The organism is Kocuria soli, from assembly GCF_003797835.1.
Lineage (GTDB): Bacteria > Actinomycetota > Actinomycetes > Actinomycetales > Micrococcaceae > Kocuria > Kocuria soli.
Genome location: NZ_RKMF01000004.1, coordinates 90,871 through 106,222, shown reverse-complemented (window position 1 = coordinate 106,222; position 15,352 = coordinate 90,871). Strand labels below are relative to the sequence as shown.

Sequence of the window (15,352 nt, the reverse complement as noted above, 5' to 3'; positions counted from 1 at the left end):
TCGGGGAGCGTGCACTAAACGTCTCGCTCCGAGCCTCGGTCGCGCAGCTCGCGAAGGTCCTTCAGCTCTCGTACGTCCTTGAGCTCACGAAGTCTCTCCAAGGAGTTCTCGAACGAGGACTCCAGCTTGGCCAGGGTCTCGGACCCCTGCCTGACCGGGGGAGCGGGCCGCGAGTACAGATCCTCCACGACGTCGGCGAAGTCCCGCAGGATGTCGTCCCGGCGGAGTTTCAAGGACGGTGTGAGGTGCCCGGACTCCACGGTGAGGTCGGTCGGGAGGATCTCGAAGGCACGGATGCTCTCGGCGGTGGAGACCTTCCGGTTGGCCTGGTCGACGACTTCCTGAAGGTGGGCGATGACCTTGGGCTCCAGCGCAGCTTGAGCGGGAGTCAGGTTCCGGTCCAGGCCCAGGTGTTCCAAACGGTGCGGCAGCGTCTCCGGGTCCAGCGTGATCAGGGCGGCCACGAACTTACGTCCCTCGCCCACGACCATGCACTGGCCCACCATGGCCGTGGCCCGGATGGGAGCCTCCAGCTGCTCCGGAATCACGTTCTTGCCGCCCGCCGTGACAATGATTTCCTTCTTGCGCCCGGTGATCCGCAGCAGCCCACGGTCGTCCATGGCGCCCAGGTCCCCCGTGGCAAACCACCCGTCCTGGAGGGCCTCGGCCGTGAGGTCGGGGCGGCCGTGGTAACAGGCCATGACGTGCGGACCCCTGACCTGGATCTCGTCGTCGTCGGCCAGACGGATCTCGTGGCCCGGAAGGGGCAGCCCCACGGTGCCCAACGCGTCCAGGGTGGGGGTGTTCGCCGCGATCGGCGCCGTGGTCTCGGTCAGCCCGTAGCCTTCGACGACGTAGACGCCGATCCCGTGGAAGAAGTGTGCCAGCGATTCGCTCAGGGCGGCGCCACCGGAGATCGCCCACCGGACGTCCCCACCCATCGCTTCGCGCAGTTTGGCGTAGACCAGTCGGTCGTAGAGGCGGTGCCGAGCCTCCAGCACCGGGTGAACGCGGCGGCCGACCTGCGCCCGGGACCACTTCTCACCCGTGGTGACGGCCCGGTTGAACAGCCACGACCGCAGCTTTCCGCCGTCCTGGGCCCGCATGCGCGCCCCGATCACGATCTTCTCGAAAACGCGCGGGACCGCGAGGATGAAGGACGGGTGCACTCGTTGGAGATCCGTGGTCAGGTTCTTGACGTCCGCCGTGTGGGCGAGGATCACCCCGGAGTGCAGGGCCAGGACCTCGACCATCCGCGCGAACACGTGCGCCAGCGGCAGGAAGAGCACGGTCTTGGCCCCTGCGTGCACGACCTCAGGCAGATACGGCTGGACGTTCTCGCACAGGGAGATGAAGTTCCGATGGGTCAGCGCGCATCCCTTGGGCGGACCCGTGGTCCCGGAGGTGTAGACGATCGTCGCGGTGTCGTCCAGGGCCCGGGAGGTTCGTCGTCGTTCCAGGTCCTCGTCGGAGACCGTGCTGCCCAGGGCAATGAGCTCACCCAATGACGTGGCCGTGCCGTCCATGCGCCACACACGTTGTGCGGCTTTCAGCGGCTCGGTCGGCAGGGAACCGCCCAACGCGTCCAGGCTCCCGTCCTGGAGTTCACGCGCGGTGTCGCGGACGGCGGTCTCCAGCTTCTCGTTCTCCACGAAGATCGCCCGAGCGCCGGAGTCCATGAGGTTCCAGGCGATCTGGGCGTGGGAGGAGGAGTCGTAGACCGGCACGGAGACCGCACCCGCCCACCACACGGCGAAATCGACCAACGTCCACTCGTAGCGCGTGCGTCCCAGAATGCCCACCCGGTCGCCCGGTTCGATCCCGGCGGCCACCAGGCCCTTGGCAACGGCGATCACCTGCGCACGGAAGTCGGAGGCGCGCACGGGAACACCGGGGCCCAGGGGCGGGAGACGTTCGTAGAGGACGGGGTCCGCCGGTGAGGTCGCCTGGCGCTGAAGCAGGTCGGTGATGCGGTCATGGGTCAGTCGCTCGACGAGTGCGGGGACCGATGCGCTGCGCACGGGGAGGCTCCTGGGAATGGTTGAGGCGGGCACGTCAAAGGGTTTTGTGGCGGCGGGGTCAGACCCTGGCGCCGTCGTCGTTCTCGTCGCGTTCCTCCGGCAGCCCACCGAGCAGGACGACGATCGCGGTGATCACAGCGGTCAGGCCCGGGAACCACAGCCACCACGGGAGCCCGTCGAGCAGGAGACCGAGTGCGAGCAGCACCACGGGGACCACGGCGAGGACACTCCAGGCTGTCACGGCACCCGGGCTCATGCCCGCCGTGACACGTCCGGGATCCGGAGGTTGCCAGTCCTCGTCGTCCTCCGGCAACGGCGCGTCTTGTCCGGGTGCGTCCTGTCCGGGGGCATCCGGTCCCGGTGCGTACTGGAGTTGAGATTCCTGGTCCGGTGCGCCCTGCTCCGGATCGCGCAGGTGACGCACGATCTCCTGCCAGGCCAGGTCGTCGGCCTCCGGGTCGCGTCGGGGCTCAGTCACGGTTGCCGCCCGCCTTCGGGGGAAGGGGCGCGCCCGTGATCGGGCAGATCCCAGAGGCCACCGCCGACACGAATCCCCGGGTGCGCGCGTTCACCGTCGGGGCGTCGTGGTCCAGCGTCGCCACGTGGTAGCTGCGGGGCAGAATCACGGTCTCCACGGGTCCGCTGCACCCGCGCATGATGCGTTCGTGGGAGGGGTCGGAGACGATGTGGTCCTGTCGGGAGCGCAGGACCAGGACCGGGGCCTCCACCCGTCCGAGCCCCCGGGTGGTCACCGCCATGAGCCGGTTCAGCTGCGCCACACCCGCCACGGGCGTGCGTTCGTAGGCGTGTTCGTTCGCCCCGGGCTTGGCGACGTCATTGCCGATGCCCGGCGTGGAGCCGACGAACCTGCGCACCACGCCTGCCGTCCGTGCCGCACGATTGCGCAGGGACAGTGCCGGATTCACGACGACGACGCCGTCCACGTCCTGCGGTCGGGTCTCGGCCAGGCGCAGGGCCAACGCCCCGCCCATGGACAACCCGGCCACCACCACGCGTTCGTGGCGCTCGCGCAGGGCATCGAGTTCCCGTGCGGCGGCGGCGTACCAGTCCTGCCACGTGGTGTCGGCGAGGTCCTCCCAGGAGCCCTCGTGACCCGGGAGGGCCGGTGCGGACACGGAGTGCTCGGGGGTCAGGCTCAACGCCCAGTCACGAACGGAGTACACGGATCCCGTGAATCCATGCAGGACCAACACCCCGGCCCGGGACTGGCCCTCGACGGGGGTGGCGGGGACGGTGAATCCGATGCGTGGGTCCTGCTCCGACGGGAGCGCAGAATTCCCCGGATCAGGAGCGCTGAGTGTCATGCGGCAATGCTCTCATTGCCGGGCTCCGGACGGCGTCACATGACTCGCCTCCGCAGGGGCGTGAGTCCACCCGGAGCGCAACCCGTGTGTCGGTCCGGGCGGGGGCTCGCACATGAGATACTTCAGCGGAATCGCTCCACGGTTCCACCGCCGACTCCGCCAGAACTGGGCTCGGCGTCGTCATTTCGTCAGCCGGAGGAGTGCGGGCCACATGGTCTACATGTTCCTGAAGGACTGGGTGGTCGCCCCGTTCGTCAATTTGATCTTCCGCCCCAAGGTCGTGGGCGCGGAGAACGTCCCGACCAGTGGCCCGGCCATCCTGGCCAGCAATCATCTCTCCGCGGCGGATCACATCTTCATGCCGATCGCGGTCCAACGTCAGATCTTCTTCCTGGCCAAGTCCGACTACTTCACGGGCAAGGGCCTCAAGGGGCGGGTGGTCGGAGAGTTCTTCCGCGCCATCAACCAAATCCCCATGGACCGCTCCGGCGGCAAGAAGTCCGCGGCGTCGCTGTCCGCGGGCGGCAAGAAGCTGGCCGAAGGGGAGCTGCTGGGGATCTACCCCGAAGGCACCCGCTCGCACGACGGGCGGCTCTACAAGGGCAAGATCGGTGTGGCCAAGCTGGTCCTCGAATCCGGCGCACCTGTGGTTCCCATCGCCATGATCGGCACGGACGTCGTACAGCCCCTGGGCACCCCGTTCCCCGCCCCGTGGCGGCAAAAGAACGGTTTCCGCGTGACCACGATCTTCGGTGAGCCCCTTGACTTCTCGGACCTGCGGCAGCGCTCCGACGAACGAGAGGTGGCCCGTCGGATCACCGACGAGATCGTCGAGGCGATCCAGAAGCTCTCCGACCAGGAGTACGTGGACGCCTACGCCGCCGACATCAAGCGGGAGTTGGCGAAGGACCCCGGCACCGGCCGGTGACCGGCCGATCTCCTGGACGCATGCGCCCGTCGGCAGTGCGGGCCGGGACGGTGGCGAACGGGTCCACCGCACTGCGGTAGCGTAGAACCGCGCGCCAGGAGCGCGCCGAGGCGCAGGACACCGCGGCCCGAATGCCGCAACAAAGCAAGGACACATCACCGTGACTCAGGTTTCCGTAGACACCGCACAACTGCCGTTCCAGCCGGGCCCCAAGCCCACCGCTGAGACGTACGGGCTGGACCAGTGGCGGGACCTGAACATCGACCAGCAGCCCACATGGAGCGAACACCCGGACTTCGCGGCCAGCATCAAGGAACTCTCCACCGTCCCCCCGCTGGTGTTCGCCGGCGAGGTCGACACTCTCAAGGCCCGTCTGGCCGAGGTCGCCGAAGGACGCGCGTTCTTCCTCCAGGGTGGCGACTGCGCGGAGACCTTCGAGGGCGCCACCGCGGACAAGATCACCGCCCGGGTCAAGACCCTCTTGCAGATGGCGGCCGTCCTGACCTACGGCGCGTCCATGCCGGTCGTCAAGATGGGGCGCATGGCCGGGCAGTTCTCCAAGCCGCGGTCCTCGAACGACGAGACCCGTGAGGGCGTGACCCTCCCGACTTTCCGCGGCGAGATGGTCAACGGCTTCGACTTCACGGAGGAAGCCCGTGTCCACGACCCCAAGCGCATGGTTCGCGGCTACCACACGTCGGCGTCGACCTTGAACCTGATCCGTGCGTTCACGGGCGGTGGATTCGCCGACCTGCGGCACGTCCACTCGTGGAACATGGGCTTCGCCTCCAACCCGGCTCACTCGCGGTACGAATCCATGGCGCGGGAGATCGACCGGGCCGTGAAGTTCATGGAGGCGTGCGGCGCCGATTTCGACGGCCTCAAGACCACCGAACTGTTCACGGGCCACGAGGCACTGTTGCTCGACTACGAACGGGCTCTGACACGCATCGACTCCCGCACGCACCGCCCCTACGGGACCTCGGGCCACTTCCTGTGGATCGGTGAGCGCACCCGTGGGCTCGACGACGCGCACGTCGACCTGCTCTCCCGCCTGCAGAACCCCATCGGCGTCAAGCTCGGCCCGAGCACCACGCCCGAGGACGCCCTGGCACTGATCGACAAACTCGATCCGGAGCGCGAACCCGGTCGCCTGACCTTCATCACCCGCATGGGCGCGACCAAGATCCGGGAGAACCTCCCGCGGGTCGTGGAAGCGGTCGAAGGCTCCGGGGCCAAGGTCGTGTGGGTGTCCGACCCCATGCACGGCAACACCGTGTCCACCCCGTCGGGGTTCAAGACCCGCAACTTCGACGACGTCGTGGACGAGGTCCGCGGGTTCTTCGAGGTCCATCAGGCCATCGGGTCCCACCCCGGTGGGTTGCACGTGGAGATGACCGGCGACGACGTCGCGGAGTGCCTGGGCGGTGCCGCCGCTGTCGAGGAAGCGCACTTCGCCGACCGGTACGAGACGCTGTGCGACCCGCGGCTGAACCACATGCAGTCCCTGGAAATCGCCTTCCTGGTGGCGGGCTACCTGGCTCGGGAGCACTGAGCGGCGAACTCCTTTGCAGCCTCGGTGGCCGTCGCTGCCGAGGCCAAAGTGGCTGACGGGCTCAGATGACCTGAAGCGTGATCGTGGTCCCGTCCTGGGACTGACTGATCACGCGTCCCATCCGGGCTCCGGCGACGTCCTCCCGTTCGACCGTGAAGCCGAGTTCTTCCAGCTCTGAGGTGGCGTCCTCCACGGTCGAACCCACCACGTTGGGGACCTCCGTGGGTTCCGACCCCGCCGACAGGGTGAGGTCCACGGAGGAGCCTTCCTCGACCTGCGTGCTCTCGGCCGGAGACGCCGAGAGCACCGTGCCCTCGGGGGAGTCCGAAAACTCCGTGGCAACACTGCCCGCGGACAGTCCGGCCTCGTCCAGCCGGGAACTCGCCTCGTCCTCGGTCAGACCCTCGAGGGAGGGCACGGACACCTGGGCGGGGCCGCTGGACACCAGCACGGAGACCTGCTCGCCCACGCGCATTTCCGTGCCCTCATCGGGTGTCGTGCCGATGACGGTTCCGGCGGCGACCTCCGCATTGGCCTCCTCGTAGACGCGGATGTTGCCGAAGCCCTCGTCCTCGATCATCGTCTGGGCCTGCTCGGAGGACGTGCCCTGGACCGTGGGGACCACCGCTGTTCGGAAGCTTCCCGAGCCCAGCAGCCAGCCCAGGAACGCTACCAGAGCGACCAGCAGGGCCGTGACGGCCAGCGAGACCACCACCGTGAGGGCGGGGAACCGGATGAGGTGCACGGTGGGTCGGGTCGGATCCGAGGACGGCGTCTCCACCAGCCGCCCCGATTCGTCGAGAGTCGGGGAGCCGGAACCGCGCAGCGTGGTCGCGAGTGTTCCCCAGGCAGACCTGCCAGGAGCGCCGCCGGAGGACGTGCTCGTCGCACCGCTTCCGGCAGCCCCACTGCTGCCGTCCCCGCCACGCGTGTGCCCGGGGGCCGCTGCAGGGGCGGAGCCCGTCGTGAGATCGGTGATGTCCGTCGTGTCGTCGAACATGCCCAACTGCCCGTGCGCGTACCCACCGGACCTGCGGCTGCCGGGCCGCTCGGCTGCGCCCACGGAGGACGCCGTGGCACCGGCCGTAGCACCGGCCGAGGCAACGGCCGAAACCGGTCCTGGTCCCGCATTCGTCCGGTCGGCCGGGAGCGCCTCCGTGGCCGGGCCCTGCGCGGTGCCGGATGCGGCATCGGAGGCGGTGGTGGCCGGGAGCGCTTCCGTGGCGGGTCCCTGAGCAGCGTTGGCGGCTGCGGCCGGCAGCGCCGCGGTGGCGGCGTCGTCGGTGACCAGGGGTCCCTCGCTCCGGAGTTCCTCGACCGGGCCGGTCGCGGGGGCGGAATCGGGCAGCACGGAGGCGCCAGGGTCCTCCAGGACCGGTGCGATCGGCCCCGGGCCCTGCTCCCACCCGACGGGAACGTGATGCAGCGCGGTGGGATCGAGAGTGGTGGCCAACTGCCCCAGCTGGACCACCATGCCCGCCGCGTCGTCCGGCCGGTCACCGGGAGCCTTGGCCGTCCACTGCCGGACGACGGAGGCGATCTCGGGAGCCAACCCGGAGACCACACCGGAGAGATCAGGAACCGAGTCCTCGGCGTGGGCACGGGCCAGCATCCAGGGGTTGCCCTGGAAGGGCCGCTTCCCGGCCAGCATTTCCCACGCCATGATCCCCACGGAGTACACGTCCGAGCGGGCGTCCACCGGTTCTTCCTTGACCAGCTCCGGTGCCGCGTAGGCCACCGTGCCAAGAACGGGCCCGGTGGCGGTCTGCTGATCCGCACCCCGAGACAGACCGAAGTCCGCGACCTTGACCGTGCCGTCGGGTCGCATGAGGACGTTCTCGGGCTTCATGTCCCGGTGGACCAGGCCCGCGGCGTGGGCACTGGCCAGGCCGGCCAGCAGCGGCCGGAGCACCTGGAACATCTGATCGGGGGTCAAGAACCGCTTGCGGTTGAGGACGTCGCGCAAGGTGCCGCCCTCCACGAACTCCATGACCAGGAACACCAGGCCGTCGTCGGTCCGGCCCTGGTCCAGCACCGCCACCACGTTGGGGTGCGACAACTGCGCGGCCGCTCGTGCTTCCCGGGCGAATCGCCCCACGAAATCGGGGTCCTCCGTCAAATGGGGGTGCATGATCTTGACCGCGACCGTGCGGTCCAGACGTTCGTCCACGGCACGGTAGACACCACCCGTGCCACCGCGGGCCATCCGTGGCCCCACGGTGTACCGGCCGTCCAGCACCATGCCGGTCAGGTGGTCTTCGTGAGAACTTTGCACATGACAACCCTAAGACAGGGTGCTCGTGGCGAGCTCGAAGGATGCGTACCTGTGACCACATTCAGCGCGAACGTGCAGGTTGGCTCCGCCGGTCAGTGGCCGCCGGTGGTCAGCTCCAGAGCTTGAGCTTGGACTTGACGTCGGACACGTAGTCCTTGGTGTCCGAGTACATGCCGTACTCGCGGACGCCGTGCAGGCCCTGGTAGTACGCACCGATCGCCTCGTCCTGACCGTCCGCCCGTTCCGAGTTGGCCCGGATGATGGCGACGCCCGCCGTGATGTTGTCCTGCGGGTCCATGAGGTTCAGGTCGCGGCCCACCAGGGACTCTGCCCATTCGCCCGCCGAAGGGACCACCTGCATGGTGCCGATCGCGTTGGCGGGGGAGACCACCTGGTGGTTGAATCCCGACTCCTGCTGCGCGTGGGCCAGCGCCAATGCGGGGTCGACGCCCATCTCCTGCGCGGTCGAACGGACCATGGCCTGGATGTCCTCGGCCGGGACCGCCGGTCGTTCGCGCAGCTGTTCCAGGCTCCTGTTGGCGGCTGCCACGGTGGCGTCGTCGTAGTCGTATCCGGGGAAGTTGTTGCGGACCTCGTCCGCATCCGCGTCCCCGCCGTCGTCCTTGCCCGTCCGGGCTTGAGAATCCGTGTGCGCGGTCCGGGCGGCGGTGCCCTGGTCCGTCGGCGCGGCCTTCGGCTCGGACCGTTCCCGGGAGACCGGCGCTGCAGTCGCGGGTGCTGCCGGGATCTGCAGGACCTGGCCCGGTCGCAGTCCCGCACTCAAGTCGAGGTCGTTGGTCTCGATGATCTGGGCCACGGTGACGTCATGGCGCAGCGCGAGGTCCCAGAGGGAGTCACCGGCGGTGACCTCGTGTCGCACGGAGTCAGCGGCGTCGCCCTTGGGCGACGCGGGCGCAGGGGAGGCGCTGTGCCCAGCGGGTTCGGGAGAGGCGGCGGCATCGGCCTGCACCCGTTCAGGGGGACGGTCTTCTCCGCGCTGCGACTTGGCCTCCGGTTCGCTCAGGCGCAGGTGCTGACCGGGTGTGAGTGCGGCGTCTCCCGAGAGGTCGTTGAGTTCCATGAGCTCTTCGACGGAGATGCCGTTGGTCGTGGCCACGGACCACAGCGAGTCGCCCGGCATGACGGTCCGAACGGGCCCATCGGGGCGGGACTCGTCGTGCGTCGGCGTGGGGTGCTCGGCGGCCGGCTGACCGTGGGCGGCCGGTGCTCCGGTCAGTCCCAGTGCGGCCAAGGCCGCCATGGTTGTCGCCGTTCGTGCGGCGGCGAGCTTGTGGGGGCGTGACGAAGTGTCCGCGGCCGGGGTGCCGTCGTGCGGAACCTGGCCCTCGTTGGTGCGGTGCATCGAGATGACCTCGGGGGGACTTGGGGAACGACCAGGGGGAAGTTCTGGCCGCGGCCCCGAGGCTACCCGGCTGAATCCCCTCCGACGAGCAGGAGGGCACGCGAGTCGCCCATGAGTCGGACGGGACACACAGGCACCCGAGGGCGCGTCTTGTGCATCGGACCTGCGCTCGTGGCACTCTGATGGCGTGAAGAAGTCCACGCATCAAGAAGCCGATCCCACCCCCGAACAGTTCGCCCAGTTGTCGGCGCTGGTCGAGGAATGGACCACCATCCCCGACATCGCCGAAGCCCTGGACGTGATCGTGACCCGAGTCCACGCCCTGGTCGACGACGGGGCCGTCCTGGCCTTCCGTGACCCGACGGACGGGGTGCGGCGGATTCCCGCGATCTTCACAGTGGACGGCAAGCCGCTCGATTCGCTGCGTGGAACGATCTCCGTCCTTCGCGACGCCGGATTCTCGGATCTTGAGTCCGCCCTCTGGCTGCTCACACCCGATGAGTCACTGCCGGGACGGCCCGTGGACCTCCTGCATGCCGGACGCAAGACGGAGGTGCGTCGGCGCGCCCAGGCCATGGCCTGGTGACGTCAGCGGTCCCGTCGGACCGCCGCCTGCGCAATGGTTCGGAAGGCCGTGCGGACCACCGGACCCACGGGTAGTTGGTCGAGTGCCTCGAACGTGTCCGCGGTCAACCGCTCCACCAGGTCCTCCGTGGCCGTGAGGGCGCCGCTGCGCCGTAGCGCCTCCTGCGCAGCTCGGACCTGGACCTCCGAGAGGTCCTGCTGACCCAGCGAGTTGGCGACGACCTCGGCATCCGCCCGGTCGGCCCGTTCGAAGTGCAACCCGGTGACGACCGTGCGCTTCCCTTCGCGCAGGTCGTCACCGGCGGGTTTGCCCGTGGTCGCGGGGTCCCCGAAGACTCCGAGGACGTCGTCGCGCACTTGGAAGGCCTCCCCGAGGGGCAACGCGAAGGCGCGGCCAGCGCGCACGAGGTCGGGATCACCCCCGGCCAACAACATGCCCAGGGCAACGGGGTGTTCGGCCGAGTACTTCGCGGACTTGTACCGCAGGACGTCCAGTGCGCGCTGAACCGCCTGGTCCCGGGGTACATCGGGCCCGGCGACCTCAGCGTGGATGTCGAGGTACTGCCCGATCATGACCTCGGTGCGCATCGTGGCGAAGTCCTCGGCGGCCCCCGACGGATGCCCTGCATGTTCCACGGCCAGGTTGAACAGTTGCTCCGACCAGGTCAGTGCCAGGTCCCCGGTCAGGATCGCGGCCGAGGAACCGAAGTGCGCGGGGTCCTGTTCCCACCGCCGCTCAGTGTGCAGTGAGGAGAAGCGTTCATGCGTGCTCGGCATGCCGCGTCGGGTGGCCGACCGGTCGATCACGTCGTCGTGGATCAACGCCGCGGTCTGGAACAGTTCAAGCGCGGCGGCAGCTTCGAGCGGAACCGTGGAATCAGCGGCTTTGCCGGCTGCGCGCCACCCCCAGTACAACAACTGTGCCCGCAGCCGTTTGCCGCCCGTCGACAGCGCCGAGATGGACTCGACCAGGGGAACCGCGGCCTCGGAGATGTCTGCGGCTCCCGCGGATTGCTGCTGGAACCAGGTGTCCAGCGTTCGCGTCAGTCCGGCCAGGAAGGCCTGGGTCTCGGCCTGCACCGTTGCGGTGTCTGCCGGGGATGCGATGCTGTCGTGAGACACGGCGGCTCCTTGTCGGTACGTGACCGTACGCGCTGCGGGTGGCTCGGTGGTGCTTGACCAACCGGCCTGATGATCGGCGTACCGGATTCAGCGTAGACGAGCCGCGCGGGACAACGGTGCACCGGACCGCGGCTGCCCGGGAACGCGGGTAGTGGTGGGTGTCGACGGGCGGGACGAGTGGGACGAGCGGAAGGAGGCCCTGAATGAATGAGAGAGAGCTGGCCTCCTGGCGCCGTACCGCGATCATGCACGTGGACATGGACATGTTCTTCGTCGCGGTGGAGCTGCTCGAGCATCCCGAACTCGTGGGGCGCCCGGTCATCGTGGCCGCGCAGTCCAACCGGTCCGTGGTCCTGTCGGCTTCCTACGAGGCCCGTGCCTTCGGCGTCCGGTCCGGAATGCCGCTTGCCCGAGCCCGAGCGCTGTGCCCGCAGGGGACGGTGCTGACACCGCATTACGGGGTGTACCCGCGCTATTCACGGGCCGTCATGGACCTGTTCCACGAGATCACTGATCGGGTCGAACAGATCAGCGTGGACGAAGCGTTCCTGGACGTGTCCGGGGCGGTCCGCCGACTAGGGCCACCCGTACACATCGCCCGCGAGCTGCGTCGAAGGATCCGGGCGGCCACCAGCCTGACGGCCTCCGTGGGAATCGGCTCCACCAAGACCGTGGCCAAGATCGCCTCCACGCGTTCCAAACCGGACGGATTGTTGCTCGTGGACCATGACGACTCGGTGGCCTTTCTGGCCCAACTGCCCGTCAGCGCGCTCTGGGGAGTGGGTCAGAAGACCGCCCAGATCCTTCAGACGGCCGGCTACAACCACGTCGGCGATCTTGCTGCCCAGAGTCCCGCAACCCTGGCCAGACTCCTCGGCCCGGCCGCCGGAGCTCACCTGCACGCCTTGGCCAACGGCCATGACCCCCGTCCCGTCACGCCGGTGCGGGAGGAAAAGAGCCTCGGTGCGGAGGGAACCTTCGAGGAGGACGTCACGGATCTGGTGACGCTGCGCAGGGAACTGCTCGGCCTGTCCCACAGGACCGCAGCGCGGCTGCGCTCCCACCGACTCCGAGCCCGTCGGATCGGGTTGAAGCTTCGGTGGTCGGACTTCTCGACGATCTCGCGCTCGCGCACAGTGGAGCATCCGTTCGCCTCCGGACACGACCTGTTCCACCACGCCAACGAACTCCTGGCACAGGAAGTGCCCCTGGCCGCCCCCGTACGTCTGATCGGGGTCCGCGCGGAGTCCCTCGAGGACGACGACACTGCGGTGCAACTGAGCCTGGACGGCCGCGAGGAGCACTGGGCCGCAGTGGAATCCGCCATGGACCAGGCCCGCGCCCGGTTCGGCGACGTCGGGCTGGGCCCGGCATCGATGCTCGGCCACAAAGGCACGGGTCACCGCCGACAGGACAGCGAACCGACGTGACACGCAACCCCACAGTCCATAAGGAGCCTGACAATTTTCTCCACACTGTCTGCGCGACATTTCTTCCGCCGTTCCCGACGGGTAGGCTGGTGAGTACATCACCCGACGGCGTAAGATTCCCTTCCCCCGCGTACATCGGGCCCCAACAGCCATAGGAGGGACGTCGTGGCTCTATCCGAGCGAGAGCAACAGCTGCTGGCGCAACTCGAACAGCAGCTCAATGCTGACGACCCCCAGTTCGCGAGCCACATGGATGCGCGGCCGGTTCGCCCCACGTTCTCCACGAGGGCCGTCGTCCTCGGAGTCGTCTTGGGCGTGGTCGGCCTTGCCGTGGTGCTCGGCGGCGTCATGCTCAAGTCGGTGCTGATCGGCGTCGCGGGATTCCTGATCATGTCCCTCGGGGTCTACTGGGCGAGTACCCGTGGGTCGGGCAAGCCCCGCGGGGAGGTCCGCGGGAATCCCGCACCCGACGCGGGACCCGCGCCCAAGGCGGCCAAGCCGTCGTCGAACTTCATGCGCAATCTCGAAGACCGGTGGGACGAGCGCCGCTCCAGCGGCCCCTGAGTCGCTTGCGCCCCACTCGATGCGAGTTGGCTTGGATCGCAGCTGAAACCCCGGACCTCACGGTCCGGGGTTTCGTCGTGTCTGGCGATCCTCGCGTTCCGTGAACAGGCGATCGAAGAGGTTTGGGCCCACCCCCTCCACTTCGCTCCCCACGCCACTCCACTTTCATCCCTCGTCCGCCGTTGTGCTCGACGCGACGCCTGTGACATGCGGAAACGTTGGAAGGGCTGGGGGTGATGGGGTGTGAGTGCGTCGCACGCCGGTCCCATACGGGGCCTGAATTCGCCGATTTGGGTTGACCGGGGAGGGAAGTGGAGTAAAGTGGGGGCCGAAGAGAGAAACAGGAGGATCCTCGTCGAACCAAGGTGGTGTGCATGTTCCTCGGGACGTACTCACCGCGCCTGGATGAGAAGGGGCGCCTGATCCTTCCCGCCAAGTTCCGTGACGAACTGGCAGAGGGACTGGTGCTCACGCGAGGCCAGGAGCGCTGCATCTACGTGTTCAGCGCCACGGAGTTCGAAAAGGTCCACGAGCAGATGAGGGCGGCACCGCTGTCCTCCAAGCAGGCCCGTGACTACATCCGCGTGTTTCTCTCGGGTGCCTCTGACGAGGTGCCGGACAAGCAGGGCCGAGTGACCATCCCGACCCCGCTTCGTCAGTACGCAGGTCTTGATCGTGAACTGGCCGTCGTCGGTGCAGGTTCGCGAGCTGAGATCTGGGACGCCCAGGCCTGGGAGTCGTATCTGGCGGAGCAGGAATCAGCGTTCTCCGACACGGAGGACGAAGTGATTCCGGGGCTGTTCTGAACGGCCACCTGTGCGTCCCCGGTAGGTAACCGAATAGCTGTCGATGTACGCGGTTGAACACCGCATCGGGATCTCCGCGGCGAGATCTCCACCCGCACCGCCGTCACCGTCCTGACTCACCTTCCCCTGAGCCAGGCCGGATTCGAGGGACGGCCAGCGGGCGGGGTTCTGGTCACGTAGCTCACGGTGCGGTGTTCGTCATTGACCAGCCTGTCGCCAGTAAGCTGACCCTGCCGAAAAACCCGCATGCAATGGCGCGTGCCCCAGATTCTCAAGCCAGCTGCACGAAGGAGCAGACATGTCGGACGCACCGCGCCCCACGTCGCAGCGACACGTGCCCGTCCTGCTCGAACAGTGCATCGAGCTGTTGGCTCCCGGGCTGGAGCGGGAGCACCCCGTGGCGGTGGACGCGACCCTGGGCATGGGCGGCCATTCCGAAGCGATTCTGCAGCGCTTTCCGGACATCACCCTGATCGGTGTGGACCGGGACCCCGCCGCACTGGAATTGGCAACGGCCCGCCTGGACCCGTTCGGTGACAGGTTCCGACCGGTCCACATGACCTACGACCGGATCCCCGAGGCCCTGGAGAGCGCCGGATTCGATCATGCCGACGGGATCCTGTTCGACCTCGGCGTCTCCTCCATGCAGCTCGACGAGCGGGAGCGTGGCTTCGCCTATTCCTATGACGCGCCCTTGGACATGCGCATGGATTCCACCGCGCCCTTGACCGCGCGAGAGGTCCTGTCCACGTATTCGGAGAACGATCTCCGCCGGATTCTGCGTGACTGGGGCGAGGAACTCTTTGCCGGCCGCATCGCCCGAGCCGTCGTCGCCGCCCGCTCGGAGCACGAGCTGACCACGACCGGCCAGCTCGTGGAGGTCGTGCGTTCGGCCGTTCCGATGGCGGCCCAGCACAAGAAGGGGCACCCGGCCAAACAGACGTTCCAGGCGCTGCGGATCGAGGTCAACCAGGAACTGGACGTCTTGAACCGGGCCGTCCCGCGTGCCCTGGACGCGCTGAGCGTGGGGGGACGGGTGGTGGCCATGAGTTACCACTCGCTCGAGGACAAGATCGTCAAGAGAGAGTTGGCCGCCCGCTCCGTTTCGACGGCGCCCAAGGGGCTCCCGGTGGAACTCGAGGAGCACAAGCCCACGTTCAAGGTCCTGACCCGGGGCACCCACACCCCGACTCCCCGGGAGATCGAGGCGAACCCGCGTGCGGCCTCCGCCCGCTTGCGTGCCGCGGAACGCATCCGCGGGGACCACGGCCGCGTGGGTCGACGTCGAAGTGGGGCGTCGGTATGAAGTTTGGTTCGTCGAAACGGTCGACCTCACGGCCAGGCCTGGGCGGGTTGCTCGCCCGGATCCCGGAACCGC

General features: G+C 68.2%; 13 protein-coding genes. 7 read left to right on the top strand and 6 right to left on the bottom strand.

Going from position 1 to position 15,352, the window contains the following annotated elements:
• Window positions 1-14 precede the first annotated feature (14 nt).
• The 3 genes from EDL96_RS04305 to EDL96_RS04295 are packed head-to-tail and all read right to left on the bottom strand — an operon-like array spanning window position 15 to window position 3,346.
• Window positions 15-2,021 carry an AMP-dependent synthetase/ligase gene (locus tag EDL96_RS04305; RefSeq protein ID WP_123824590.1) on the bottom strand — a complete coding sequence of 669 codons (2,007 nt, stop codon included), beginning with the start codon at window positions 2,019-2,021 and terminating at the stop codon, window positions 15-17.
• A gap of 58 nt (window positions 2,022-2,079) precedes the next feature.
• A complete protein-coding gene (locus tag EDL96_RS04300; RefSeq protein ID WP_123824589.1) occupies window positions 2,080-2,499 on the bottom strand; it encodes a hypothetical protein in 420 nt (139 codons plus the stop codon).
• A complete protein-coding gene (locus tag EDL96_RS04295) occupies window positions 2,492-3,346 on the bottom strand; it encodes an alpha/beta hydrolase (protein ID WP_123824588.1) in 855 nt (284 codons plus the stop codon). Before EDL96_RS04295 ends, EDL96_RS04300 begins: the two co-directional genes overlap by 8 nt.
• 211 nt (window positions 3,347-3,557) lie before the next feature.
• On the opposite strand from EDL96_RS04295, the gene EDL96_RS04290 reads away from it, so the two are divergent.
• Together EDL96_RS04290 and EDL96_RS04285 are read left to right on the top strand one after the other, a co-directional pair.
• Window positions 3,558-4,274, top strand: a complete 717-nt coding sequence (locus tag EDL96_RS04290; protein ID WP_123824587.1) for a lysophospholipid acyltransferase family protein — start codon at window positions 3,558-3,560, stop codon at window positions 4,272-4,274.
• A 190-nt stretch (window positions 4,275-4,464) separates the two neighbouring features.
• Window positions 4,465-5,829, top strand: coding sequence for a class II 3-deoxy-7-phosphoheptulonate synthase (locus EDL96_RS04285; protein WP_123824669.1), 1,365 nt, complete (start codon window positions 4,465-4,467; stop codon window positions 5,827-5,829).
• Window positions 5,830-5,890: 61 nt separating this feature from the next.
• Here EDL96_RS04285 and EDL96_RS04280 read toward each other — a convergent pair whose 3' ends face one another.
• Together EDL96_RS04280 and EDL96_RS04275 are read right to left on the bottom strand one after the other, a co-directional pair.
• On the bottom strand, window positions 5,891-8,104 hold the full coding sequence (locus EDL96_RS04280) for a protein kinase domain-containing protein (RefSeq protein WP_123824586.1): 2,214 nt from the start codon (window positions 8,102-8,104) through the stop codon (window positions 5,891-5,893).
• A gap of 109 nt (window positions 8,105-8,213) precedes the next feature.
• The gene (locus EDL96_RS04275) at window positions 8,214-9,467 is read right to left on the bottom strand and encodes a lytic transglycosylase domain-containing protein (RefSeq protein WP_123824585.1); all 1,254 of its coding nucleotides are present in this window, start codon (window positions 9,465-9,467) and stop codon (window positions 8,214-8,216) included.
• A 187-nt stretch (window positions 9,468-9,654) separates the two neighbouring features.
• On the opposite strand from EDL96_RS04275, the gene EDL96_RS04270 reads away from it, so the two are divergent.
• On the top strand, window positions 9,655-10,053 hold the full coding sequence (locus tag EDL96_RS04270; protein WP_123824584.1) for an Rv2175c family DNA-binding protein: 399 nt from the start codon (window positions 9,655-9,657) through the stop codon (window positions 10,051-10,053).
• A gap of 2 nt (window positions 10,054-10,055) precedes the next feature.
• Here EDL96_RS04270 and EDL96_RS04265 read toward each other — a convergent pair whose 3' ends face one another.
• Window positions 10,056-11,174: a polyprenyl synthetase family protein gene (locus EDL96_RS04265; protein ID WP_233568675.1), complete on the bottom strand. Its 1,119-nt coding sequence runs from the start codon at window positions 11,172-11,174 to the stop codon at window positions 10,056-10,058.
• Between the two features lie 203 nt (window positions 11,175-11,377).
• Here EDL96_RS04265 and dinB point away from each other — a divergent pair, with 203 nt between their 5' ends.
• The 4 genes from dinB to rsmH all read left to right on the top strand — a co-directional run bounded on the left by dinB (window position 11,378) and on the right by rsmH (window position 15,280).
• Entirely contained in the window at window positions 11,378-12,604 is a 1,227-nt protein-coding gene (gene dinB, locus EDL96_RS04260) for a DNA polymerase IV (protein WP_123824583.1), read from the top strand.
• Window positions 12,605-12,769: 165 nt separating this feature from the next.
• Entirely contained in the window at window positions 12,770-13,168 is a 399-nt protein-coding gene (locus tag EDL96_RS04255; protein ID WP_123824582.1) for a DUF3040 domain-containing protein, read from the top strand.
• 374 nt (window positions 13,169-13,542) lie between these two features.
• Window positions 13,543-13,974: a division/cell wall cluster transcriptional repressor MraZ gene (mraZ, locus tag EDL96_RS04250; RefSeq protein ID WP_123824581.1), complete on the top strand. Its 432-nt coding sequence runs from the start codon at window positions 13,543-13,545 to the stop codon at window positions 13,972-13,974.
• Between the two features lie 298 nt (window positions 13,975-14,272).
• Window positions 14,273-15,280, top strand: a complete 1,008-nt coding sequence (gene rsmH / locus EDL96_RS04245; RefSeq protein WP_123824580.1) for a 16S rRNA (cytosine(1402)-N(4))-methyltransferase RsmH — start codon at window positions 14,273-14,275, stop codon at window positions 15,278-15,280.
• Window positions 15,281-15,352 lie beyond the last annotated feature (72 nt).